Source organism: Nocardioides sp., from assembly GCF_014360585.1.
Lineage (GTDB): Bacteria > Actinomycetota > Actinomycetes > Propionibacteriales > Nocardioidaceae > Nocardioides.
The window spans coordinates 1-23,498 of sequence record NZ_JACIXG010000056.1 but is presented as its reverse complement, the minus strand read 5'-3'; the positions used below and the strand labels follow the sequence as shown (position 1 = coordinate 23,498).

25 protein-coding genes and 1 riboswitch are annotated in these 23,498 nt (G+C 69.7%); of the genes, 11 read left to right on the top strand and 14 right to left on the bottom strand.

All coding sequences use genetic code 11. The features are described 5' to 3' along the window. Positions 1–12: 12 nt before the first annotated feature. Both H5T77_RS17595 and H5T77_RS17590 read right to left on the bottom strand, forming a co-directional pair. Positions 13–144, bottom strand: coding sequence for a hypothetical protein (locus H5T77_RS17595; RefSeq protein WP_292651395.1), 132 nt, complete (start codon positions 142–144; stop codon positions 13–15). A 28-nt stretch (positions 145–172) separates the two neighbouring features. Next, the gene (locus H5T77_RS17590; RefSeq protein ID WP_292651393.1) at positions 173–325 is read right to left on the bottom strand and encodes a hypothetical protein; all 153 of its coding nucleotides are present in this window, start codon (positions 323–325) and stop codon (positions 173–175) included. A 212-nt stretch (positions 326–537) separates the two neighbouring features. Between H5T77_RS17590 and H5T77_RS17585 the strand changes: the two genes are divergently transcribed. Genes H5T77_RS17585 through lhgO form a run of 3 tightly spaced genes read left to right on the top strand, consistent with a single transcriptional unit; the run spans position 538 to position 2,402 of the window. Then, a complete protein-coding gene (locus H5T77_RS17585; protein WP_292651391.1) occupies positions 538–843 on the top strand; it encodes a nucleotidyltransferase family protein in 306 nt (101 codons plus the stop codon). A gap of 15 nt (positions 844–858) precedes the next feature. After that, positions 859–1,206 carry a HepT-like ribonuclease domain-containing protein gene (locus tag H5T77_RS17580; RefSeq protein WP_292651389.1) on the top strand — a complete coding sequence of 116 codons (348 nt, stop codon included), beginning with the start codon at positions 859–861 and terminating at the stop codon, positions 1,204–1,206. 11 nt (positions 1,207–1,217) lie between these two features. After that, complete coding sequence (gene lhgO / locus H5T77_RS17575) at positions 1,218–2,402, top strand: L-2-hydroxyglutarate oxidase (protein ID WP_292651388.1); 1,185 nt, start codon at positions 1,218–1,220, stop codon at positions 2,400–2,402. A gap of 21 nt (positions 2,403–2,423) precedes the next feature. Here the strand turns inward: lhgO and def are convergent, their stop codons facing one another. After that, a complete protein-coding gene (def, locus tag H5T77_RS17570) occupies positions 2,424–3,053 on the bottom strand; it encodes a peptide deformylase (protein ID WP_292651386.1) in 630 nt (209 codons plus the stop codon). Positions 3,054–3,148: 95 nt separating this feature from the next. Between def and H5T77_RS17565 the strand changes: the two genes are divergently transcribed. The 3 genes from H5T77_RS17565 (at position 3,149) to H5T77_RS17555 (ending at position 6,830) form a co-directional block, all read left to right on the top strand. Continuing rightward, complete coding sequence (locus H5T77_RS17565) at positions 3,149–4,513, top strand: acyl-CoA dehydrogenase family protein (protein WP_292651384.1); 1,365 nt, start codon at positions 3,149–3,151, stop codon at positions 4,511–4,513. After that, positions 4,513–5,727: an acyl-CoA dehydrogenase family protein gene (locus H5T77_RS17560; RefSeq protein WP_292651383.1), complete on the top strand. Its 1,215-nt coding sequence runs from the start codon at positions 4,513–4,515 to the stop codon at positions 5,725–5,727. The genes H5T77_RS17565 and H5T77_RS17560 overlap by 1 nt, the downstream gene beginning before the upstream one ends. 173 nt (positions 5,728–5,900) lie before the next feature. Next, on the top strand, positions 5,901–6,830 hold the full coding sequence (locus H5T77_RS17555; protein ID WP_292651382.1) for a patatin-like phospholipase family protein: 930 nt from the start codon (positions 5,901–5,903) through the stop codon (positions 6,828–6,830). A 79-nt stretch (positions 6,831–6,909) separates the two neighbouring features. Here the strand turns inward: H5T77_RS17555 and galK are convergent, their stop codons facing one another. The 4 genes from galK to H5T77_RS17535 form a co-directional block, all read right to left on the bottom strand. Beyond that, positions 6,910–8,070: a galactokinase gene (gene galK, locus H5T77_RS17550; protein WP_292651380.1), complete on the bottom strand. Its 1,161-nt coding sequence runs from the start codon at positions 8,068–8,070 to the stop codon at positions 6,910–6,912. 45 nt (positions 8,071–8,115) lie between these two features. Continuing rightward, the gene (locus H5T77_RS17545; RefSeq protein WP_292651378.1) at positions 8,116–8,946 is read right to left on the bottom strand and encodes a hypothetical protein; all 831 of its coding nucleotides are present in this window, start codon (positions 8,944–8,946) and stop codon (positions 8,116–8,118) included. Then, the gene (locus tag H5T77_RS17540; RefSeq protein ID WP_292651376.1) at positions 8,933–10,615 is read right to left on the bottom strand and encodes a VWA domain-containing protein; all 1,683 of its coding nucleotides are present in this window, start codon (positions 10,613–10,615) and stop codon (positions 8,933–8,935) included. Before H5T77_RS17540 ends, H5T77_RS17545 begins: the two co-directional genes overlap by 14 nt. 119 nt (positions 10,616–10,734) lie before the next feature. Continuing rightward, on the bottom strand, positions 10,735–11,310 hold the full coding sequence (locus H5T77_RS17535; RefSeq protein WP_292651374.1) for a LysR family substrate-binding domain-containing protein: 576 nt from the start codon (positions 11,308–11,310) through the stop codon (positions 10,735–10,737). Between the two features lie 127 nt (positions 11,311–11,437). Next, positions 11,438–11,501, top strand: a riboswitch (guanidine-III (ykkC-III) riboswitch). 11 nt (positions 11,502–11,512) lie between these two features. On the opposite strand from H5T77_RS17535, the gene H5T77_RS17530 reads away from it, so the two are divergent. Then, positions 11,513–11,827: a DMT family transporter gene (locus H5T77_RS17530; protein WP_292651373.1), complete on the top strand. Its 315-nt coding sequence runs from the start codon at positions 11,513–11,515 to the stop codon at positions 11,825–11,827. 107 nt (positions 11,828–11,934) lie between these two features. After that, positions 11,935–12,618 carry a TetR/AcrR family transcriptional regulator gene (locus tag H5T77_RS17525; protein ID WP_292651372.1) on the top strand — a complete coding sequence of 228 codons (684 nt, stop codon included), beginning with the start codon at positions 11,935–11,937 and terminating at the stop codon, positions 12,616–12,618. A 5-nt stretch (positions 12,619–12,623) separates the two neighbouring features. On the opposite strand, the gene H5T77_RS17520 is transcribed toward H5T77_RS17525, so the two are convergent. Further along, positions 12,624–13,529, bottom strand: a complete 906-nt coding sequence (locus tag H5T77_RS17520; RefSeq protein ID WP_292651369.1) for a cation diffusion facilitator family transporter — start codon at positions 13,527–13,529, stop codon at positions 12,624–12,626. Positions 13,530–13,592: 63 nt separating this feature from the next. Between H5T77_RS17520 and H5T77_RS17515 the strand changes: the two genes are divergently transcribed. The 3 genes from H5T77_RS17515 to H5T77_RS17505 all read left to right on the top strand — a co-directional run bounded on the left by H5T77_RS17515 (position 13,593) and on the right by H5T77_RS17505 (position 16,193). Continuing rightward, a complete protein-coding gene (locus H5T77_RS17515; protein WP_292651367.1) occupies positions 13,593–14,396 on the top strand; it encodes an isocitrate lyase/PEP mutase family protein in 804 nt (267 codons plus the stop codon). Further along, positions 14,393–15,154, top strand: a complete 762-nt coding sequence (locus H5T77_RS17510) for an MOSC domain-containing protein (protein ID WP_292651365.1) — start codon at positions 14,393–14,395, stop codon at positions 15,152–15,154. The genes H5T77_RS17515 and H5T77_RS17510 overlap by 4 nt, the downstream gene beginning before the upstream one ends. A 70-nt stretch (positions 15,155–15,224) precedes the next feature. Next, positions 15,225–16,193, top strand: coding sequence for a lipid kinase (locus H5T77_RS17505; RefSeq protein ID WP_292651410.1), 969 nt, complete (start codon positions 15,225–15,227; stop codon positions 16,191–16,193). Here H5T77_RS17505 and H5T77_RS17500 read toward each other — a convergent pair. From H5T77_RS17500 to H5T77_RS17475, 6 genes are all read right to left on the bottom strand, one after another. Then, entirely contained in the window at positions 16,190–17,083 is an 894-nt protein-coding gene (locus H5T77_RS17500; protein ID WP_292651363.1) for an SMP-30/gluconolactonase/LRE family protein, read from the bottom strand. The two genes, H5T77_RS17505 and H5T77_RS17500, sit on opposite strands and share 4 nt — an antisense overlap. A 168-nt stretch (positions 17,084–17,251) precedes the next feature. Next, on the bottom strand, positions 17,252–18,424 hold the full coding sequence (locus H5T77_RS17495; protein WP_292651362.1) for an ABC transporter permease: 1,173 nt from the start codon (positions 18,422–18,424) through the stop codon (positions 17,252–17,254). Then, on the bottom strand, positions 18,421–19,302 hold the full coding sequence (locus tag H5T77_RS17490) for an ABC transporter ATP-binding protein (protein WP_292651360.1): 882 nt from the start codon (positions 19,300–19,302) through the stop codon (positions 18,421–18,423). Before H5T77_RS17490 ends, H5T77_RS17495 begins: the two co-directional genes overlap by 4 nt. A gap of 112 nt (positions 19,303–19,414) precedes the next feature. After that, positions 19,415–20,086 (bottom strand): response regulator, encoded by a 672-nt coding sequence (locus tag H5T77_RS17485; protein ID WP_292651358.1) that lies wholly within the window; start codon positions 20,084–20,086, stop codon positions 19,415–19,417. Beyond that, the gene (locus tag H5T77_RS17480) at positions 20,083–21,471 is read right to left on the bottom strand and encodes a sensor histidine kinase (RefSeq protein ID WP_292651356.1); all 1,389 of its coding nucleotides are present in this window, start codon (positions 21,469–21,471) and stop codon (positions 20,083–20,085) included. The genes H5T77_RS17485 and H5T77_RS17480 overlap by 4 nt, the downstream gene beginning before the upstream one ends. A gap of 307 nt (positions 21,472–21,778) precedes the next feature. Next, complete coding sequence (locus tag H5T77_RS17475) at positions 21,779–23,398, bottom strand: penicillin-binding transpeptidase domain-containing protein (protein ID WP_292651353.1); 1,620 nt, start codon at positions 23,396–23,398, stop codon at positions 21,779–21,781. Positions 23,399–23,498 lie beyond the last annotated feature (100 nt).

Genomic DNA, 23,498 nt, shown 5'->3' with positions numbered 1-23,498 from the left:
ACGTGTCGATGCTCAAACGGTCGAGGAAGGCGTCGTCGTGGCTGACACGATCAGAGCGCCGCGGTAGGCGTCGAGCGCGGCGATGTCGGCACCGGAGAGGCTGATTCCGGTCAGCGCCGTCGCGACGGTCTCGCCACCGGACAACGTCGCGACCCGGCGGCCGAGATCGAGATCAGGAAGTCCGTTGGCCCCGAGCGCTGCTCGCGCGCTCCTCGACGCCCCAGTCGTCGGCGAGCACGTCGAAGCGGCGCGGATCGGCGTCCCCGGACTCGATCGCCCGCAGTGCGTCCAACCGCTCGCGTACGCCGAGGAGGCCGTCCAGCACGATGAGTCCTTCTGGTGGGTGATGGTGCGTGAACATTCTCCGGTACGCCACGGGGTGGCAGTAACGGGGTATCGGCCCGCCGCGACCACCCCTCGTCAAGCCTCCGGTATAGAGGTCGACGAGAGGCCCGGCGAGGCGCCGGCGGCTCGTAACTTTCTCCGTTGCCGGGTGAGGTGACGCCACCGTCGTCGAACATCTGGGACACTGGACACATGAATGCGATGACCATGCTGGACCGCGAGGCGATTGCGCGGGCCTGCGACCGGTTCGGTGTCGCGCGTCTGCGAATCTTCGGGTCGGCGGTCACCGGAGACTTCGATCCCAACCGAAGCGACCTCGACTTCTTCGTCGACTTCTTGCCAGATGTGGACGACCTTCTCGGCAACTACCTTGCGCTCAACGAGGAGCTCGAGCGGATCCTTGGTCGTGAGGTCGACTTGGTCATGTCGGATGCGGTGAAGAACCCATACTTCGCGGCGGCGGCATTCCCAACGGCCAAGGATGTGTATGCAGCCTAGAGCCGCCGCGTTGCTGTGGGATCTACACACCGCGGCAAAGCGCATCCAGGAGTTCGTCGCGGGGAGGACCTGGGAGGAGTACGCGGAGGACGTCTGCTCCGTTCCGCTGTCGAGCGGCAGTTCGAGATTGCCGGTGAGGCTATGAGTATTCTGCGCAAGGAAGACTCCGAGACCGCAGAGCGAGTGCCCGGGGTTCACAGAATCGTCGGCATGCGGAATGTCTTGATCCATGGTTATGCCGAGATCAACGATCTCACGGTGTGGCGTACTGCGACCGGGGACCTGGACGCGTTGATCACGGCAGTGGACGCGTTACTGATCGAAGCAGGTCCTCCGATGACCGAAGACGGCGGAGAGGCATAGGCTCTCGAAGGATGACGACCGTCGGCGTGGTCGGTGGCGGGACCGTCGGGCTGGCGGTGGCCCGCGAGATCCTGCTGCGCCGCCCTGAGGACACCGTCGTGGTGTTCGAGAAGGAGAGCCGGCTGGGCGCCCATCAGACCGGGCACAACTCCGGCGTCGTCCACGCGGGGATCTACTACAAGCCCGGCAGCCTCAAGGCCCGGCTCTGCGCGCGCGGGCGTGACCTGCTGAAGGAGTTCGCCGCCGAGCACCGGATCCCGTTCGAGGAGTGCGGCAAGCTCGTCGTCGCGGTCGGTGAGGACGAGATGGGGCGCTTCGACGCGTTGGAGAAGACGGCCACCGACAACGCCGTCCCCGGCCTGCGGCGAGTCGGCCGCGAGGAAATCGAGGAGATCGAGCCGTACGCGGTGGGGCTGGCCGCGCTGCACTCGCCGAGGACCGCCATCATCGACTACGTCGCGGTGGCCGAGACGCTCGGCCGGACGATCACCGAAGCCGGGGGAGAGGTACGCCTCAGTGAGGAGGTCACCGGCATCCATCGCAAGATCGGCGGGATCGACGTCGAGACGGCCTCCGGGCGGACCCAGGTCGACCACCTGGTCGTCTGCGGAGGCCTGGAGTCCGACCGGCTCGGTGAGCTCGCCGGCGGCCCCGAAGCGCCCCGGATCATTCCGTTCCGCGGTGAGTACATGCAGGTCAGCGAGGCGAAGCAGGACCTCGTCAAGGGCATGGTCTATCCGGTCCCCGACCCGCGCTACCCCTTCCTCGGCGTGCACTTCACGCGTCGGGTGGGCGGCGGTCTCGAGGTCGGCCCCAACGCCTTCCTGGCACTGAGCCGGCAGCGCTACGGGCGCACGTCCGTGACGCCGCGCGATCTGGCCGACACGCTGACCTGGCCGGGGTTCTGGCGGTTCGGCGCGGAGCACTGGCGCACCGGCCTGACCGAGATCCGCGGCGTACTCTCCAAGCGCGCCTACATGCGAGGCGCCCAGCGCTACGTGCCCGCGATCGGCGCCGACGACGTCCTCAGGGCTGGCCTGGGCCTGCGTGCCCAGGCGATCGAGCGCGACGGTTCGCTGGTCGACGACTTCGTCATCCACCACTCCGACGGCATCACGTCAGTGCGCAACGCGCCGAGCCCGGCCGCGACCTCCAGCCTCGCGATCGCCGAGTACGTCGTCGATCGGAGTTTCTGACTTCTCGACGTCAGAAAGTGACTATTCGGCCGAGGTGGCGGGCCAGTCGGCGGGGAACTCCTTGGCGAGCCGGTCGTGCTCCTTGGTGAGCTTCTTGCGCGCCTTGGCCGAGATGCGGTCGCCGAAGACGGTGCCGTTGGTGTGGTCGGTCTCGTGCTGGAGGCACCTGGCCAGCAGCCCGTCGCCCTCGAAATGGACCGGCTGGCCGTCGAGCCCGAAGCCGTCCACGGAGGCCCAGTCCGGGCGGCCGCAATCGACGAACGCGCCGGGGAAGGAGAGGCAGCCCTCGAGATCCACGTCCAGGTGGCGGTCATCGCCCTCCGGCAGCGTCAGGACGGGGTTGCAGACGACGCCGACGGTGCGCTGGCCGACGGCGTCGGGGCAGTCGAAGACGAAGATCGCGACGTCCTCGCCGATCTGGTCGGCGGCCAGCCCCACGCCCTCGGCGGCGTACATGGTGGCGACCATGTCGGCGGCCAGTGCGCCCAGCGCGTCGTCGAAGACTTCGACCTGCTTCTTGGGCCGGTGCATCACCGGAGTGCCCCAGCGGGTTATCGGCCGCACAGTCCCGCCTTCGGGCAGGGGGCCGTGGGGTGTGAGCGGGGCTGCGCCTTCGTGAGGAGCGGGGGATTCGAGGGAGGAGTCGGCCATGTTCCAACTCTATAAAGCGTTCGTACGCAGTTTGTTACCGCCATCACCTGGTCCAGGTGTAGACCGCGTTGTAACTCCCAGTTACAGTTCTACTCATGAGTATCCTCCAAGGCCTACGTGGCGGGGTCGCGCACGGCGTCCCGTCCGGCGAGTCGCGTGATCCGATCGGATTCGCCGTGGCCGGTCTGCGCAAGCTCTCGCAGAGTCCTGTGCTCGACCGGCTCGGTGTCCGCAAGCAGACCGAGCAGGCCGTCTTCACGGTGACCCGCAGCGGGTTCAAGACGATGGCGGCGACCAGTCGTGCGTTCAAGAAGAAGGGCAAGCCGGGAGCTCCGGGCGTCCGCGTGCCCAACGCCATCCCCAAAGGCGTCTTCGACCTGACCCCGACCGAGGACGAGCAGATGCTCGTCGACGTCGTCACCGAGTTCGCCGCGGAGGTCGTGCGGCCCGCAGCGGCCGAGGCCGACGAGGCCTGCGCCGCGCCCGACGACCTGCTCAAGTCGAGCCTCGAGATCGGGCTGCCGATCCTGGGTGTCCCCGAGGAGCTCGGCGGCATCTCCGAGACCCGTTCCGCGGTCGCCGGCACCCTGGTCGCCGAGGCGCTCGCCAAGGGTGACCTCGGTCTGGCCGTCGCGGCGCTCGCGCCCGGCTCGGTCGCGACCGCGCTGGGCCTGTGGGGCACCGACGCGCAGCAGCAGACCTACCTGCCGGCCTTCACCGAAGGCAACGTTCCTGCCGCGGCGTTCGCGCTCAACGAGGACAAGGTCCTCTTCGACGTGCTCACCCCGGCAACCACTGCCACGAAGACGGCCGGCGGCTACACCATCAACGGTGCCAAGTCACTGGTCGCCCGCGGCGTCGAGGCCGAGCTCTTCGTCGTCGGCGCCGCCCTCGACGGCAAGCCGGTGCTGTTCCTCGTCGAGTCCTCGACCGAGGGGCTGTCCATCGAGTCCGAGCCGGCGATGGGTGTGCGGGCCGCCTCGCTCACCAAGCTGACTCTGACCGACGTGAAGGTCCCCGCCGACGCGGTCCTCGGTGAGACCGACGGCTCGACCTACACCGAGGCTGTGCGGCTGTCCCGTCTCGCCTGGTGCGCGCTGTCCATCGGCGTCGGTCAGGCCGTGCTCGACTACGTGACGCCCTACGTCAAGGAGCGCGAAGCCTTCGGCGAGCCGATCGCCCACCGCCAGTCGGTTGCCTTCATGGTCGCCAACATCGCGATCGAGCTGCAGGCGATGCGCCTGGTGACCTACAAGGCCGCGTCCCGTGTGGCCCAGGGGATCGACGCGACCCGCGAGATCGCGCTGGCCCGCAAGCTCTGCGCCGACAAGGGCATGCAGATCGGCCTCGACGGCGTCCAGTTGCTCGGTGGTCACGGCTTCGTCAAGGAGCACCCGGTCGAGCGGTGGTACCGCGACCTGCGTGCCATCGGAATCATGGAAGGCACGGTGCTGGTCTGATGGCCATCAATCTGGAAGACCCGAAGAAGCTCAAGCCGCTGCGCGAGCAGGTCCACCAGGTCGCGATGAACATGCTGCGACCGATCTCGCGCAAGTACGACAAGGCCGAGCACGAGTACCCCACCGAGCTCGACATGCTCGCCGCCATGGCCGACGGGCTCTCCGAGTCCGGGCAGGGCGAGGGTGCGGGGGCCACCGGCGTACGCCGTGACTCGAAGCCCGACGACGGCTCCGTCAGGAACGGCGCCAACATGTCCTCGGTCCTCTCCGTCAATGAGATGTGCTGGGGTGATGTCGGGCTCACGCTGGCCATGCCCCGCCAGGGCCTCGGCAACTCCGCCATCGCGAGCGTCGCCAACGACGAGCAGCACGAGCGCTTCGACGGCGTATGGGCTGCGATGGCGATCACCGAGCCCGGCACCGGCTCGGACTCGGCCAACATCAAGACCACCGCCACGCTAGACGGCGACCACTACGTGCTCAACGGCGAGAAGATCTTCGTCACCTCCGGTGACCGCGCCGACGCGGTCGTGGTGTGGGCGACCCTCGACAAGGAGCTCGGCAAAGCGGCGATCAAGTCGTTCGTGGTCGAGAAGGGCACGCCGGGGATGAAGGTCGAGCGTCTCGAGCACAAGCTCGGGATCAAGGCCTCCGACACCGCCACGATCACCTTCACCGACTGCCGGGTGCCGGCCGAGAACCTTCTCGGGAGCCCCGAGGTCAACGTCAAGGAGGGCTTCGCCGGCGCGATGGCCACCTTCGACAACACCCGGCCGCTGGTGGCCTCGATGGCGGTCGGCTGTGCCCGGGCCGCGCTCGACTACACCCGCGACCTGCTCGAGAAGGCGGGCGTCGAGATCGACTACGACCGGCCGGCTCACCTGCAGTCGGCGGCCGCGGCGAAGTTCATCCAGCTGGAGTCGGACTACGAGGGCGCGTACCTCCTCATGCTCCAGGCCGCCTGGATGGCCGACAACCGCCAGCCGAACTCCAAGGAAGCGTCCATGGCCAAGGCCAAGGCCGGCCGGATGGGCTCCGACGTGACCCTGTCCTGTGTCGAGCTGGCCGGGACCATCGGCTACTCCGAGGGTGAGCTGCTGGAGAAGTGGGCACGCGACTCGAAGATCCTCGACATCTTCGAGGGCACCCAGCAGATCCAGCAGCTGATCGTGGCGCGACGGGTGCTGGGCCTCTCCTCGGCCGAGCTGAAGTAGACCCGGGCCCGAGTCGGCTCATCCTGACCGGAATGAATGCCGAGTCGGCGCGTCATGACGCGCCGACTCGGCATCTTTCTTGTCGTGGACGGGATGTGACCTGCGCCCTTGTCCCGGGGCGCTGGAGCGACCCCGGTGAGCGGTCTACTCGCCAGTAGCATCACAATCCAGGTGTGGACGCATTGCAATCGGGGGTGGCCGAGCTGCTCCGGTCCCGCCTGAGCGGGGACGGTCGGAACGACGGTGACGAGGCGACCCTGGCTCTCGTGATCGAGGGCGGCGGGATGCGGGGGATGCTGTCGGCGACGATGGCCGCGGTGCTCGCCGACCGGGGACTGCTGGATGCGGTCGACCTGGTGGTCGGCACCTCCGCCGGCGCCGCCAACGCGACCGCGGTGGCGGCCGGGACGATCGGCGCCTTCAGCGAGTCGTACGCCTCGGTGTTCGCCTCGCCGGAGTACATCGGCGCGGGGCGGATGCTGCGCCGCAAGTCGATGGTCGACACCCGGGGGATCACCGCCCGCTCGGCTGAGCTGTTCGAGTGGTCGCTGGCGTTGCGGGACGGCGCGCCCCGGCTGGCGGCGGTTGCCACCGACGTGGTGACGGCGAAGTCCGTCCCGCTCACCGACTTCACCGGTCCCACCGACCTCGCCGACTCGGTGATCGCCTCCAGCCAGCTGCCCCTCGCCGGCGGGCTCCCGGTGACCGTACGCGGCCGCCGCTGGCTCGACGGCGGGCTGGTCGAGCCGGTGCCGGTCGCCTCGGCGGCGGCGCTCGGGGCGACGCATGCGATCGTGCTGGCGACCCGGCCGTACGGGACGGCGCCGCTCTACGGGCGTGCCGACCGCGTGATCGAGCGCTACCTGCGCCGGGTGAACCCCGACCTCGGCGACCTCTACCGGAGCCGCCCGGACCGCTACCGCAGCGCGGTCGCGGAGATGAGGGCCGGTGGTCATGCGGGCGTGCGTACGCTGACCTTCGCACCGGATGCGTTCGACCCGATCCCGGGCCGCACCGAGACGGACGTCGACCTGCTGCGAGTCGCGCGGGAGGCCGCGATCGCCACCACCACCCGGACGCTGGCCGAGGCGGGCTTGGTCTGAGTCAGCGCGGCGGATGCTCACCGAGGTAACTCGGTCAGGGACCACTTACCTCGTCGAACTCCACGAAGTCAGTGCGAGCTCACCGAGTTACCTCGGTGAACGTCGCGCCCGCCGACGGGCTGGCGATCAGGTGCCCCGGGGCGCCGTAGCCGGCTTCGGCGAAGGCCTCGTCGATGGCTGCGCTTACCGACTCGACGGCGGAGGCGGGCAGGATCGAGACGATCGATCCGCCGAAGCCGCCGCCGGTCATCCGGGCGCCGTCGGCGCCGGCCTCGACGGCGGTGGCCACGGCGAGGTCGAGCTCGGGGACGGAGATCTCGAAGTCGTCGCGCATGGATGCGTGGGAGGCGGCGAAGAGCTCACCGATCGCGGCCCAGTCGCCGGCTCCCAGTGCGGTCACTGTCGGCTCGACGCGGGCGATCTCGGTGACGATGTGGCGGGCCCGGCGGCGGACGATGTCGTCGCCCAGCGACTCGACCTGGTCCAGGGTGGCCGCGCGCAGCGAGCTCAGCCCGAGGTCGGCGGCGGCCTTCTCGCACTGGGCGCGGCGGGAGGCGTAGCCGCCGTCGGTCAGCTGGTGCTTGACCCGGGTGTCGGTGACCAGGATGGTGCGCTCGCCGAGGGCGAGCGGGACGTTGCGGTGCTCGCCGGAGTCGAAGTCGATCAACAGGGCGCCGCCCGCCTCGGCGAAGACCGCGACCGACTGGTCCATCCCGCCGGTCGGCGCGTTGGCGACCTCGGTCTCGGCCCGGATCCCGGCAGCGACGACGGCCCGCTGCAGGTCCTCGTCGAGAACCCGGCCAGCGACGCCGAGCGCTGCCGCCGCGGTGGCACACTCGACCGACGCCGAGGAGGACAGGCCGGCCCCGAGCGGGACCGAGGACTCCAGGTGCATGTCCAGCCCGCCCGTGAGGAGGCCCGCCTCGCGCAACGTCCACAGCACCCCCGCGACGTACGCCGCCCAGCCTTCGATCTGCGGTCCGAGCTCGTCGATGTGGCCGGTGAACGCCTCGGGTTCCTGGGCCGAGGCGATCCGGATGACGCCGTCGGTGCGCGGTGCGGCCGCGGCGTAGGTGGCGTGGGGGAGCGCTACCGGCAGCACCAGCCCGGCGTTGTAGTCGGTGTGCTCGCCGATCAGGTTGACCCGCCCCGGCGCCCTCCCGACAACCGTGGCCTCGGTGCCGAATGTCGTACGCAGCGCCTCGGTCGCGCGGGTGGTGAGGTCGGTCGGTTCGAGCATGGTGCAAAGTCTGCCGCGTGCGCGCGGCCCGCAGCGACCCGGGGCTCAGTAGACCGCGATGACGCGCACCGAAGCGGCACGCTTGTCGGCATCGAACCCGCGGAGGACACCGAACACGGTGACGTAGGGCAGCTTCTCCAGGTCGTCGAAGTCGTCGAGCTGCTTGCGGCTGCCGACCCGGAGCGTGATCGTGAACCCGTTGGCGGCCTGCAGGATGGTCTCGCACGTCGAGTCCGGGCCGTTCTCCGGTGCTTCGGGCACCTTGTCGATCGCCGCGTGGACGTCGGGGCCGTCAGCGATGAAGGTGGCGAACTCGACGCCACCCTCGGTGTCGTCCACTCGCCGGCCCAGCCTCTGCAGGTCGACGTCGCTCAGGTTCTGAAGGTCGTGGAGGGCATCTCGCTGCGAGAGGTAGGCGCGGACCTCGTCGGCCATGATCTCCGGTGTGACCTGGAGCTCGTCGGAGTAGTTGTTCGAGATCTTCCGTCCGAACTCGTTCATCAGGTTCGCGGGCGGCAGCGAGAATCCTGCCTTGACGGCCACGCCTCGTTCCCTCATCTCGCCGCGAGTCTTGACGCCGACTCTGCCGCCGTGGATGTGGGCATGAACCCAGGCGACGCGCGAGGGGCTGAGGAAGTAGTAGTTGACCGGCCCCGTGGGTCGAGGCGGCGTCTGAGGGGAGGGTGGCCGCCTCGGGAACGCGGCGGCTGTGACCCCGATGCCCAGCGCTGCTCCCGCGCCCACCGCCCAGCCCCATCCGCCGGTGGCGACCGCCGCGCCGGTAAGAGGAAGCGCCAGCACCGTGCCGGCCGTGGCCCAGCCAGAGTTGATGATCCTGACGAGCGCCGAGGGCGGCTTGGGGTCACTGGTAGTCACGGATCTCCTGGAAGATCTTGCGTAGGTCGTCGGTCTCCTTGGCGACGACATCGCGGCCGCCGGTCTCCTCGGCGAAGCCGACCAGCTGTTCGATGCTCGGGTCGGTCGAGGCGGCGGCGTCGCCGACGAGCACCACGTAGAGCGGCACCCCGAGAGCGCGGTAGTCCGCCTCGTACTTCTTCTTGAGCTGGGTGTAGGACTGGCCACCGTTCTGCTCGCCGTCGGTCATCAGCACGATCGACCTTGTCGCACCCTCCTCGGGCGCCTTCAAGAGGTCGGCGTAGGCCGCGTCGATGGCGTCGTAGTAGGCGGTGCCCCCGTCGCCGCTCAGGTCGCCCACCCCGTCGATCAGGGCTCCGAGCGCCTCGTCGCTCTCCGACCTGTCCTTGACCACGACGGACCCGAGGAGCGCCACCTCGTCGGCGTAGGTGTAGACCGTCAGCCGTTCACCCTTGCGGAAGCGCTTGAACTGCCCGCTGATCGAGGTGTTGTCGCCGACGAGCCCCTCGAAGGCCCGCCGCAGCCGGTTCATCTTGAGGTCGTCCATCGAGGCCGAGGTGTCGAGCAGGTAGGTCGTGCGCGTCTTGGGGGCGAACTCGTCGAAGTAGGTGAAGATCAGCTCGTCGATCGTGCCGAGGTCGTCGGGGAGCGGGAGCGTCTTGACATCGTTGTCGGGCACGCCCTTGGAGGGCTTCACGTCACTGCGTCCGGGGCGTCGCTGGCTCTTCTCGCTCAGGTCCCGCTGGACATCGGCGGTCCGCAGCCACGCGACAGCTGTCTCGTACGCCTTCTGCTTCCCGGGGTCTACGAGCGTGAGCGGGTAGGTGGCCTCCGTGGTGCCGTCGCTGGGATACACGATGTCGAGATCCTCGACCTGCTTCGCGAGCGCCAGCAACTCCGACTCGTAGTTGAAGATCGCGTCGTAGGCAGTCGGGTTCTCGCGGAACTTGTCCGAGAGCCAACCCGAGCTCGCCGCGCGGCCGAGCTGGCCGCTGAAGAGCTGGCGTACGTCGTCCTGGACCAGGCCGACGTCCTCGCTCTGCAACGGCGGCTTGTCATCGAAGGCGGTGGCGACGCCGGCGAGCGTGGACAGGCCGGAGTTGGAGGAGGCGGGGCTGGTCATCAGGAACCCGAGCTCACCGTCGCCGGCGCGGTCGGCGATCTCCTTCCACGAGACCGCGGTGTCCTCGGTCCAGCCGAGCTGCGCGGCGACGTCGTGGCGCACCCCCAAGGCCACTGGGGAACGCATGATCGGCTTGGAGGTGGTCAGGTCATCGGTGCCTTTCGCTGCCAGTGCAAGCCGCAGGTAGTCGTCGGAGGCGAACCAGGCGGCGTCGTAGCGGTCCGAGTCACCGGCGATCGCGTCGGCGGCCTCGAGCGTGCCGATGAACTCGGGCTTCAGCTCGACGTTGGTCTCCTCCTCGAGCTGTTTCACCAGGTCGCTGGGCGCGCACCGGACCGGCGTGCTGCTCGCCTCGTCGGCCTTGCTGGTGCCGTCGGCGCAAAGGACGTCGTCGAGCTCGGAGCCGGCGGCGATCTTCAGCGTCGCCTTGTCGGCGAGCTCGTCCGGCCACGCGTCGCCGGGGATCAGCCGTGCCACAGCGAACCAGGTCAGCAGGACCAGTACGAGACCGCCTGCTACAACGGTCGTCCACCCCTTGCGGTTCACCGAAACGCCTGCCTTCTGTCTGGATCGGGCAGAGTCTAGGGACGAGCACCGACCCGACTGTCGGGAATGCGGCCGGACGAGACAGATGTTGCCAGGCGTTCACCTGGCATTTGCTGGACTCAGCTTCTCGAGGAGTTCCGCGAGCGGCCGCGGACGATGCCGATGAAGGTCTGCACGCGCTCGTCGTCGTTGTCGATCAGCCAGGCCAGGCCGACGGTCGTGGCCTCGATGCCGACCACGGGCCGGAAGACGGCGTCCTTGCGGTGGTAGAGCCGGGCGATCGACAGCGGCACGATCGCCACCCCCGTGCCGGCGGCGACCGTCTCGACGGCGTCCTTCTCGCTCATCGGCGGCCACGCCAGCTGCTCGGCGCTCGGTGTCCAGCCTCCGCGCTCGGGGACGACCAGCTGTTCCTCGGCGAGGTCGTCGAGGGTGACCTCCTCGAGCAGGGAGAGCAGGTGCTCGTGGCCCATCACGGCGACCGGCTGCTCCTCGTAGAGCGGGATGCAGTGCAGGCCGTCGCGGTCCACAGGGAGGCGGACGAGGCACATGTCGAGCTCGCCGGCGCGCAGCAGTCGCTCCTGATCCTCCTCGGCGACCGGGACGATCTCGAGCCGCTCGCGCCTGCGGTCACGCCAGATCCTGGCCCACTTGTCAGGGGTGGCTCCGGTGACGAAGCCGACGGTGAAGGTCACCACCGCATCATCCCATCGATCGGCCCATCAGACGGCCATCGGTCGACGCCGAGTCCCGTGATGAAGAACGCAGCGTTCTAGCGCTGCGAGAAGTTTCTATCGAATGACAGTTTTGCTAGTGTCGAAGACGTCAGCCGAGACCGGCTGCCGGACGAGGGAGCCGTACCCGGAAGCGCGACAAGACGGCCGTCTGGAGTTGGTCATGTCTTGGATTTTTCTTGTTGGATCAGGCGTCCTCGAGGCTGTGTGGGCGCTGGCCCTGGGCCGTACCGAGGGCTTCTCGCGACTGGTCCCGTCGGTGGTCTTCGTCGTCGCTCTCGTCGGCAGCCTGGCGGGCCTCGCGCTGGCCATGCGCACGCTGCCGATCGGCACAGCGTACGCGGTCTGGGTGGGGATCGGCGCGGCGCTCACCGTCGGCTACTCGATGGCCATCGGGACCGAGTCGATCAGCGCCGTACGCGTCCTGCTGATCGTCGCTCTCGTCGGCTGCGTCATCGGCCTCAAGCTCACTCACTGAGAGTTCGTGCCCGGACACGGCGCCTGTCGCTTGACTCTTTCGATATGAGTGCGAAACTTGCTCTCTCTCATCTTATCTATCGTACGACAGAAAAAGGCGATGCCACGGTGTCACAGATCTCGCCGCGTCCGGGTCGCGGCCGTCCACGGCTGCTCCCGGGCAAGGTTGCGGCGAACCCCCGAGATCAGATCCTCGCCGCCGCCGCGGAGCTCTTCGTGGGCCGCGGCTATGCCGGCACCACCACCCGCGAGATCGCGGACGGTGCCGGGCTGAGGCAGGCGTCGATCTACTACCACTTCGGCAGCAAGGAGGAGATCCTCGCGGTGCTGCTCGAGCGCTCGGTCCAGGAGCGGGTCGAGCAGGCCGGGAAGATCGAGGCCGAGATGGGGTCGGTGACCCCCGAGGTGGGCCTCTATGCCCTCGCCGTCAGCGACATGAGCGCTCTGGTCGCGATGCCCCACAACATCGGCATGCTCTACCGTCTCCCCGACGTCATCGCCTCACCCGTCTACGACCGTTACGACCACCTCCGCGGGGACCTCGTCGCCGGCTACGGGCGGGTGGCGCAGCGGGCGGCGGGGGAGCGGATCTCGGCGAGCAGCGGCGAGCCCGGGCTCGGTGAGCTGCTCGTGCAGATGGTCGAGAGCGTGGTCAGCCTCCGTCGCGAGGACCGGGTCGGCAGCACGACCGTCGCGACGATCGCCTCGGCCTGTCTGCGGCTGTGCGGGATCGCCGAGGACGCGATCGAGCAGGCGCGCGGGGCGGCCCTCACGGCGCTGGCGCGGGCTTAGATCACCTAGTGCATCCCCGGCTCGTGGGCCAGGTGGGTCTCGGGCTCGAGCTGGAAGGTGGAGTGCTCGACGTCGAAGTGGCCGGTCAGACAGGCCTGGACCCGGTCGAGGACCTTCGGCGCGCTGCCGTCGTCGAAGCACTCCGGGCGCAGGGTCAGGTGCGCTGAGACGGCGGGCAGACCCGAGGTGACGGTCCAGGCGTGCAGGTCGTGCACCTCGAGCACGTCGTCGACCTCGAGCAGATGCCGGCGCAGGTCCTCGACGTCGACCTCCGCCGGCGCACCCTCGAGCAGGATCCGGCCGCTGTCGCGCAGCAGCCGGACACCGGCGTACGTCATCAGGGCGACCACCACGAGCGAGGCCACCGGGTCGGCGCGGTTCCAGCCGGTGAGCAGGATGACGATCGCGGCGACGAGGGTGCCGATGAAGCCGTAGAGGTCGGAGAGCACGTGCTGGTAGGCGCCCTCGACGTTGAGCGAGGTGCGGTTGGCGCGCGCCATCAGGGCGGCCGCGACGATGTTGACGCCGCAGCCGATGACCGCGACGACGAACATCGGCAGTCCTTCGGCCTCGGGCGGGTCGATCAGCCGTCGGATCGCCTCGACACCCACGACGGCGGCGAAGACGAGCAGCGTGATCCCGTTGAGGGCGGCCGAGAGGATCTCGGCGCGCTTCCAGCCGTAGGTCCACTGCCCGTGCGCTGGCCGCGCGGCCAGCCGCATCGCCCACAGCGCCGCCGCGATCGCGCCGACGTCGGTGAGCATGTGGCCGGCGTCGGCAAGCAGCGCGAGCGAGTTCGCGAGGATCGCGACCGTCACCTCGCCGATCAGGAACACACCCAGGAGCGTCATCGCGGCGATCAGGTAGCGCCGGTCGGCCGCCGGTGAGATGTGGTCGTGATCGTGGCCCATACCAAGTGATCCTAGGCCCGGAAATCAGTTCTCGGCCGCGCCGTCCCGTGGCAGGGTGGCGTCATGTCCCTCGCCGAGAGCTTCCTGTCGCTGCACCTTCCAGGCACCCCGATGCTGATGCCCAACGCCTGGGATGCGGGCTCGGCCAAGGTCCTGGCCTCGCTGGGCTTCCCGGCCCTGGCCACGACCAGCAGCGGGTACGCCGCGACCCTGGGACGGCTTGACGGCCAGGTCAGCCGGGACGAGGTGATGGCGCACTCGGCCGCGCTGGTCGAGGCGGTCCAGGTGCCGGTCTCGGCCGACCTGGAGGCCGGTTTCGCGGCAACCATGGCCGAGGTGGAGGAGACCTTCCGGCTCGCCGCGGCCACCGGTCTGGCGGGCGGTTCTATCGAGGACTACGCCGGGGTCGAGCAGGACGCGTTCTACTCCCTGGAGGAGGCCGCCGAGCGGGTCGCAGCGGCGGCCGCTGCCGCGGGGGACGGCTTCGTCCTCACCGCTCGCGCCGAGAACCACATCCGCGGCCGCGACGATCTCGAGGACACGATCGCCCGCCTGCAGGCCTACCAGGAGGCCGGCGCCGACGTCCTCTTCGCGCCGGGCGTCGTCGCCGTCGAGGACGTACGCCGCCTGGTCGGTGCCGTCGACCGCCCGGTCAACGTCCTGCTGCTCCCGGGCGGCCCGTCGGTCCCCGAGCTGGCCGAGGCAGGCGCGGCCCGCATCTCGGTGGGCGGCGCGTTCGCCTTCGCCGCCCTCGGCGCCGTCAAGCGCGCCGCCGAGGAGCTGCTCGGCGGCGGCACGGCCGGCTACACCGAGCTGGCGGCCGAGGGTGCCGAGGCGTTTCGCCGCGCTGGTTCACTGGGGACGTGACCGATGAGCTGAAGGTCGTGCGCGCAGGGTTCGCGCCGATCAAGGGGACCCGACATCTGGCCTACGACCGGCTGGTGCTCGACGACCTGGGAGTCGTCGGGGACCGAGGGTTCGCGCTGGTGTCGGTCAACACCAGCGCGCCTGGTCGGGGTCGGGTGCTGCGCACCGTGCAGCACCCCTCGCTGGTCGCGGTGCGGGCAGAGGTGGCCAGGGGCCGCCTCGAGATCGGGCTGCCGGGCGGTGAGAGCGTCTCGGCGGAGCCGGTCGTGACTGGAGAGAGCATCATCTGCGACTACTGGGGTCGCGAGGTCGAGCTGGAGCTGCTCAGCGGACCCCACTCGGAGCTGTTCTCGCGGTGGCTCGACCGGCCGGTGCGGCTGGCCCGCGCCCGTCGAGGGGAGGTCGTCTTCGCGGGTGCGGTGTCGATGGTGACCACGGCGTCGCTGGGCGACCTCGCCCGGCGGATCGGTGACGACGCCGCGCTCGTGGCGGCGCGGTTCCGGCCGAACCTGGTCGTCGAGACCGAGGAGCCCTATGTCGAGGACACCTGGCTCGGCCGGGAGGTCCAGGTCGGCGCGGCGAGGCTCCGGATCGGCGTGCCCATCCCGCGGTGCGCCGTGATCGACATCCACCCGGAGACGGGGAAGCGGGACGTACGCCTGTTGAAGACGCTCGCCTCCCACCGGCCGCTCAACCGGGCCGGCGAGCCGGCGCTCGGGGTCTTCGCCGAGGTGGTCGCTCCCGGGTTCGTGGGCTGAGCCAGAAGCGTCGCAGCGCGACGCGCCGGCGCGTACTCAGGCGGGGTTGCGTACGCTCCTGAACGTGGATATGCAATCGCTGTTGTCGCGCGACTCCGTCAAGGTCGCCCTCGTCGTCAACGCCGGCTCGCGCCGTGGAGAGGACGCGCTGGCCTCGTCGGAGAAGATGCTCCGCGACGCGGGGATCGAGGACCTGCGCTCCTACGCTGTCCATTCGGGGGAGGAGCTGGAGAACACGCTGGACGAGGTGGCGGCCGACCAGCCCGACCTGCTCGTCATCGGCGGCGGTGACGGCTCGGTGGGCGCCGCAGCTTCCCGGATCGCCGGGACCGACGTCGTGCTCGCCGTGCTGCCGCTCGGCACCGCCAACGACTTCGCCCGCACGCTCGAGCTGGACCAGGACCCGGAGACCGCGATCCGGCAGGTGCTCGAGGGAAAGATCATCAACGTCGACATCGGCCGGGCCAACGGCCACAGCTACCTCAACGTCGCCTCGTTCGGTCTCTCCGTCGCAATGACCGATGCTCTGGACCCTCGGCTCAAGAAGCTGATCGGCCCGGCGGCCTATCCGGTGGCGACGCTCCAGGCCTACCGGCACCACAAGCCGTTCACCGCCCGGCTGGAGTTCCCCGACGGCGACCACGACACGGTGGAGCTCGACGACCTGCTCCAGGTCGCGGTCGGCAACGGCCGTCACTACGGCGGCGGCAACACGGTCTCGCCCACGGCCTCGGTGGACGACGACCTGCTCGACGTCTACGCGATCGTCCGTGGCCGCATGCGCGACCACGTCTCCATCGCGCGGCTGCTCAAGAGCGGCCACTTCATCGAGCACGATCAGGTCCACCACGTGACCACCACGGCGGTGCGGATCACCACCGACGAGCCGATGCCGGTCAACCTCGACGGGGAGATCCTCACCGAGACGCCGACCGACTTCACGCTCGAGAGCAACGCGCTCCACGTCGCGGTGCCGATCCGCAGCCGTGCCGGTCGCCTCGACGGCCCGCCGCCGGACGTCCAGGACCAGGAGGTCTAAGGGCGACCGGCTCGGGGCACGTCGACCCGGATGGCCAGCAGCCGAGCCTCGGTGTTGGCCTTGCGCGGCTCCTCGAAGAAGTCGGGTGCGGCACAGGCGTAGAGCGTCTTCCCGTCGCTGCCGCCCAGCATGCACGCGAAGACGCCACCGTCCAGATCGATCTGCTCGAGGATCTCCCCGCCCTCGGCGGCCCTGACCAGACGGCCGAAGACCGCGTCGGCGGTCCACACCGCGCCCTCGGCGTCCAGGCAGCAGCCGTCGGGTGCGAGGACGGCATCGCCCATCGCCTCCCCGAACGCGGTGTGGGTGGTGAGCTCGCCGAACTTCGCCCACGTACGCCGGTTGGTCAGCGACCCGTCCGTGGCGATGTCGAAGGCACTGATCCGGTTGCCGCAGGTCTCGTCGACGATGAGGGTGCCGTCGTCGGTGATCACGCTGCCGTTGGGGAACCACAGATCGTCGGCGACCTCGGTCACCGTGCCGTCCGGGTCGACCCGCAGCAGCACCGTCGAGGCCACGTCGGCGCCGGCCATGATGTCGAAGCCGAAGTTCCCGACGTACGCCCTGCCCTGCTCGTCGACCACCATGTCGTTGAGGTGGTGGTCGACGTGGCCGCTGAGGTCGGCGTGGGTGACCAGCGAGCCGTCGCTCTCGCGACGCAGGATCCGGCGGTCGCGCATCGAGACCACGAGGAGATGGCCGTCGGGGAGCCAGCCCAGCCCCGACGGCTGGCCCGGCACCTCCGCCTCGACCCGGAGATCCGAACCGTCCTCCTGCGCCGAGTAGACCTTGTAGGAGTAGAAGTCCACGAACCAGATCCGGTCCTGGTGCCATCTCGGGCACTCCAGGTAGTGCAGGTCCTTCACAACTGTGGTGATCTCTCGGGCCACGACGAACGCTCCTCTGGTCGACTGCCCCTATCATGCCGAGAAGTCACCGACGTCGGGCGAGAAGTCACTTACGTCGGCCGAGAAGTCGCTGAGGCGAATCGAGATGGCACCGGGGTGGCATCTCGACCGACCGGAGTGACGCCTCGGCTGACGGGGGTGACGTCTCGGCTACTCCTCCAGCTTCCAGGCCGCCTTGAGAGAGAGCTGGCCGCCGGTCTGGAGCAGGGCGCGGCTGTAGAGGCGCTCGGCGAGGCGTACGAGGGCTGCGCCGAAGGCGAGGAGCAGGACCAGGGCGATGATCGGCTCCCACCAGGCGGCGGTGCCCTCGACCAGGCGCATCGGCATCAGCACCGCGGAGAGCGGCGGGACGTAGGAGCCGATCTGCTCGCCGACGCCGTCGAGATACAGGGCGCCGAAGAACATCACCATCAGCAGCATCGTGATCGGGGTGGACGAGGATTGCAGGTCCTCGGTTCTCGAAGCGAGCGCGCCCGCGACCGCCCACAGCGTGGAGAGCACCACGAAGCCGACCAGGAAGAAGACCACGAACCAGCCGATCGCGCCCGACAGCACCGGCAGCGCGAAGCTGAACTCGGTCAGGCTCAGCCCGATCAGCCCGACGGCCACGTAGATGAGCATCTGTCCGACGGCGATGACGGCGTTGCCGATGATCTTGCCGGCCAGCAGCTGGCGCAGCGGCACGGCCGCGGCGATCATCTCCACGATCCTCGACTGCTTCTCCTCCACGACGCTGTTGGCCAGCGTCATCCCGAACATGATCGAGGCGAAGTAGAAGACGATGGCGAGTGCGTACCCGACCACCCAGCGGATCGCGCTCAGCTCGCTGTCGCCCTCGATCTGGTCGAGCGCGACCGACGAGCCCTTGGTCAGCTCGGCCGCGCTGGTGCCGGCCGCGTCGGCGTTCCCGGCGAGGACGATCTCCTCGACCGCCTGCTCGACCACGCCACGCAGCTCGGAGTCGGCGTCCTGGAGCGTGAGCAGAGTCCATCCGTCCTCATCGGGGGAGAGGTACGCGTCGGCGTGCTCCTCCTCGAGGGCGTGCCGGGCGGCGTCGGCGTCGTCGACGGCAACAGCCTCGATGTGCACCTTCTCGTCGATCTCGGTCGAGCGCTCGGCGATGCCCTCGACCATGGCCTGCGACGTCGTCGAGGAGTAGGCGACCTCGTACGTCTTCTCCCGGCTCTCGCTCCAAGCGGAGAAGCCGAGCACCCCCACGATCACGGCGAGCATGATCGCGGTGCCGATGATGGTCGACTTGTCGGTGACGCGGACCATGATCTCGCGGCGCGCGACGATCTGCCAGACAGGTTGCGTCCTCATGCGGTGACCTCCCGGTAGATCTCGGACAGACGGGGTACGACGCGGTGGAAGTCGAGCACGCTGCCGCGTGCGGTGGCCTCGGCGAGCAGCCTCTGCTCGGCGCCTTCGGAGACGACCTCGATCTCGGCCTCGGGGCCGGAGACGTCGCGGACGTGGAGGCCCGGGACGTCGCGTACCCAGCCGGCGTCGCCACCGAGCACCAGCCGGTAGCGCAGCGCGGCCTCGGCGCGCAGTTCCTCGCCCGTCCCCTGAGCGACCACGCGGCCGCGGGCCATGACCACGAGGCGGTCGCACAGCCGGTCGACCAGGTCGAGCTGGTGGGAGGAGAAGACGACGGGTACGCCGTCGCGAGCATGCTCGCGTAGCAGGTCGGCCATCGCGTCGATGGCGTCGGGATCGAGCCCGGAGAACGGCTCGTCGAGGACCAGCGCCATCGGAGCCGGGACGAGCGCGGCGATGATCTGGACGCGCTGCTGGTTGCCGAGGGACAGCTTCTCCAGCGGGTCCTTCGTGCGACCGCCGAGACCGAACCGCTCCAGCAGCACGGTGATCTCCTGGCGCGCGTCGGCGGCATTCATGCCGCGGAGCCGGGCCAGGTAGACCAGCTGCTCCAGGATCGGCTGCTTCGGGTAGAGGCCGCGCTCCTCGGGCATGTAGCCGAACCGGCGCCGGTCCTCACGGGTCACCTCGTGCCCCTGCCAGGAGACCGTGCCGGCGTGAGCGGCCAGCACCCCCATGATCATCCGCATGGTGGTGGTCTTCCCGGCACCGTTGCCGCCCACGAACCCGGTGAGCCCACCGGACGGGACCGGGAAGGACACGTCGTCGACGGCGACCATGTCGCCGAAGCGGCGGGTCAGCCCGCTGACCTCGAGCATCGATTCTCCTCTGTTTCGGAAACGAACGGGACTCACGCTATTTCAGTGCCGCGCCCGGCGGATCCGTCGCGAGGATGAACCCGGCCTCAGCCGTTGGGCTCAGGTGTCTGGTTCAGGTGCTGGACGGGTCCGCGGGCAGCAGCCCGTGACGGTGGATGAAGACCACCGTCTGCACCCGGTCGCGCAGCTGCAGCTTGGCCAGGCAGGCCGATACGTGCGTCTTCACGGTCGCCTCGGTCAGGAACAGCCGGCGGGCGATCTCGTTGTTGCTCAGCCCTTCGCCGATGAGCAGGAGCACCTCGCGTTCGCGGGCGGTGAGCAGAGCGAGCTCCTCGGGCGGCTTCGGTCTCGTCGGTGCGGGCGCCTCGGCGCTGGTCACCCGGCCGATCACCCGCATCGTGACCTCCGGGGCCAGCAGCGCGTGACCTTCGGCGGCCGCGCGCACCGCCTCGGCCAGCGAGTCGGGATCGGCGTTCTTGAGCAGGAATCCGCTGGCGCCGGCCGCGAGCGCGTCGAAGAGATAGTCGTCGCGGTCGAAGGTGGTCAGGATGATCACCTTGGCGCGTCCCTCGGCGACCACCGTACGCGTCGCCTCGATGCCGTCGGTGCCGGGCATCTGCACGTCCATCAGCACCACGTCGGGCTGCAGCTCGCGCGCCTTGGCGATCGCGTCGGCGCCGTCGGAGGCCTCGCCGACCACCGAGATGTCGTCCTCCATCGAGAGGATGAGACGAAACCCCGAGCGCACCAGCTGCTGGTCGTCGGCGAGCAGCACGCGGATCATCGTGCGACGCCCGCGGACAGGGCAAGGGAGTCGAGCGGGAACCTCACCCGCACCCGATACCCCTGCACGGCCCTAGGTCCGATGTCGACCTCCGCCTTCCGGATGGCCGCCCGCTCGCGGACACCCAGCAGGCCCAGGCCGCTGCCCGAGGTGCCGTGCCGGGGCCGGCCGTTGTCGGTGATCTCGACCTCGGCGTACGGCGACGCCGCCGAACGGTCGACGCGGAGGACGACCTGGGCACGGTCGGCGGTGGAGTGGCGGCGGACGTTGGCCAGCGCCTCCTGGACGATGCGGCAGACCGAGTGCGCCAGCGGCGACGGCAGCTCGTCGACCGGCCCGACGGCCTCGTAGTCCACCCGCAGTCCGTTCTCGCGCACCTCGTCCAGGAGCGCCGGCAGGTCCTCGAGGCGCGGCTCGGGGCGGCGTACCTCTGCTGATGCGGTGTGCGCCGAACCGTCCGTCTCCTCGTCGCCGACCGGGTCGCGCAGCGTGCCGAGCAGCGAGCGCATCTGGGTGACCGCCTCGCGAGCGGAGGCCTCGACGTTTCCGAGCGCCTCGGTGGCCCCCTCGATGTCGCCGGGACGGCCGCGCTCGAGCAGCTTGCGGGCGGCGGCGGCCTGGACGCCGACGACCGCGACGTGGTGGGCGACGACGTCGTGCAGCTCGCGGGCGATGCGCAGGCGCTCGTCGATCACGGCGCGCCGCTGGAGCTGTCCGGACTGGGCCGCGATGGTCGCGGCCTGCTCGGCGAGCTCGGCCTTCTGTCGCGCCCCGCGCCAGGCGACCTGACCGCCGACGATCGCGCCGGCGAAGTAGAGCAGGTTGATGACGGTGGTGAGCAGCACGAAGGCGGTCACCGGGCCGACGAGCGAGGAGCCCTCCGAATCCGCGGTCGACTCGCGGATCTCGTCGATGCCGCTGCCGACCGCGAACTGCCAGGAGAGCCACGCGAACATGAACAGGGTGATCAGCCCCATCACGACGACCATGTCCCGCCGTCGCCGCGCCCAGGCCGCTCCGGCGAAGAAGGCGAGGAAGTAGATGATCTGCATGGGCAGCAAGCCCATCACCATCGGCAGCCATACGCCGGTGACGAACATGTGCAGCCCGGCCAGGAGCGCGACCGTGAGCGGGAAGCGCCGCCGGAAGACCAGCAGCCCCGCGCCGATGAACACCGCTGTCCACTCGACCCACATCGGGGCGTCGCTGGAGTCGAGCGTCCCGACCCCGCGGATCAGCTCCAGGGTCATCAGGCTGGCGACCAGCACGCTCACCCCGACCAGCCAGTCACCGGCCGAGATCGAGCCCTCCCGCTCCCAGTCGTCGTCGGTCGCGAAGAAGGTCGCCAGCCGGCCTGAGGAGCCGGCGTCGTCGTGCACAGTCACCCGGCCAACCCTAGTTCCAGGGACGGGCGCCGTCCTCAGTCTGAAGTCGGAGTACCCCCCGCTGGTCGAGCCGCGAGCGCCAGCGAGCGTGTCGAGACCAACACGGTCGTCATCGAGCGCCGATGTGGCTGTGTTGGTCTCGACACGCCTACGCCGCCCTCGCTCCGCTCGGGTGCTCCCTCGCTCGGCACATCCGGACGAGCAAGCTCGCCGGCCGGCCTCACTCGGTCGCATAGCGGCTCCGGCGGCTCGACCGGCGGGGGAGCGACTCGGGCGGCTCGACCGGCGGGGCGAGAGACCGGGCCGGTCAGTCGGCGGTCAGCAGGTCGCGTACGACATGGCCTGCCGAGTCCACCCCGGAGCTGCCGCCCTCGACGAGCGCGGCGACGGCGATGCGGTCGTCGTACGCCGTGAACCAGCCGTTGGTGTGGTCGCCCTCCTCCGCGGTGCCGGTCTTGGCGCCGACGCCGGGGAGATCGCCGACACGCGGAGCAGCCGAGCCGTGCGAGGCCGCGGTCTGCATCATGGTCCGCAGGTAGCCAGCGGTGCGTGCGGAGATCGGGCGGGAAGCCCTCGCCTGCGACTGGTTCTTCATGATGATCGGCTGCTCGAACCGGCCCTTGGCCACCGTCGCGGCGATCGAGGCGATGAACAGCGGGGTGGCGGTGACCTTGCCCTGGCCGATGAACTGGGCAGCCTGATCGCCGTGCTCGACATCCGGCGGGATGGAGGGGTCACGCGTGCCGACACCGCCGCCGATCGACCACGACCCCATCCCGAACACCTCGGTCGCCTCCCGGTGAAGCGCCGAGGCGTCGCCGTCGTTGACCAGGTGGTTGAAGCCGTCCTTGATGAACGCGGTGTTGCACGAGACCGTGAACGCCTCCGCGATGGTGGCGCCCTCGTCGGGACTGACGCCGGGGTCGTTGCCGAAGGTCTGCCCGTTGGCGAGCACCGAGTCGGGGCACGGGGCGGCGCTGCCGGGGTGCAGCCCCGCGAGGTCGAAGAGGGCAGCGGCGGAGACGATCTTCAGCGTCGATCCCGGTGCCTTGACCGCGTTGATCGCGATGTTGCCGCTGTCCCCGGAGTAGGCGATCGCCAGGATGTGCCCGGTGCGCCAGTCCAGCGCCACGACCCCGGCCGGCTTCCCACCGAGCACCGGGTTCCCGACCGCCTTCTCGGCGGCCGCCTGGAGACGGGCGTCGATGGTCGTACGGATCGCCGGAGCCTTCGACGAGGCCAGCACCGCGAGCGTCTTGACCTGCGTGCCGGCGGAGTCGACGATCGCGACGCCGTGGCCGGGCCTGCCGCCGTCGCCGTCGGCGTTGTCCCGGATGGACCCGGCGATGTCGCCCAGCGAGGGGAAGTCCTGAAGGTTCTTCCGGCCGTCGGCGGTGGCCGGTCGGGCGGTCATGAACTCGTCCGTGAGCTCACCGGCGACCAGCGACTGGCCGGTCGCGAGCTCGGGGTGCAGCACGGTGTGGTCCCACCGCACCGCCGTGTAGCCGTCCTCGTCCTGGAGGACACCGAGCGTGCCCCGGTACGCCCACTGCCCGTTCTCCACGTTCGCCGCCACGTCGAACTCGACCGCGGTCGTGCCGCTGACCGACGACGGTTCGCGCACCGCCAGCCCACTGAAGGCGACCTTCGTGAGACCGAGGTCGTCGGCGTACGACTGAAGTGCCGCCGTCGCGGAGTCTGCCGCGTCCGTGAGCGCTCCGGCCTCGGAGGGCTTGTCGCGGGCCCAGGCATCGAGGAACGCCTGCGCAGCTTTCGTCGCCGCGGCGGCCGACGGCGGCTCGCTCGACTTCTCCTCTGGGTCGTAGGTGTTCGTCGTGTCCCGGAGGACGAAGAACCACCCCGCCCCCATGAGGACCAACAGCACCAGGCCACCGCAGATGATGGCGACGTCCGTCCTCCGAGTCATGGGCGGAGGGTAAAGCGATACCCGGCCCCGCATGACCGGTACGACGAACTGTTACCCGGCTGTTCTCATCCGCGCTGGTCGAGCAGGAGTCGTGCGTGAC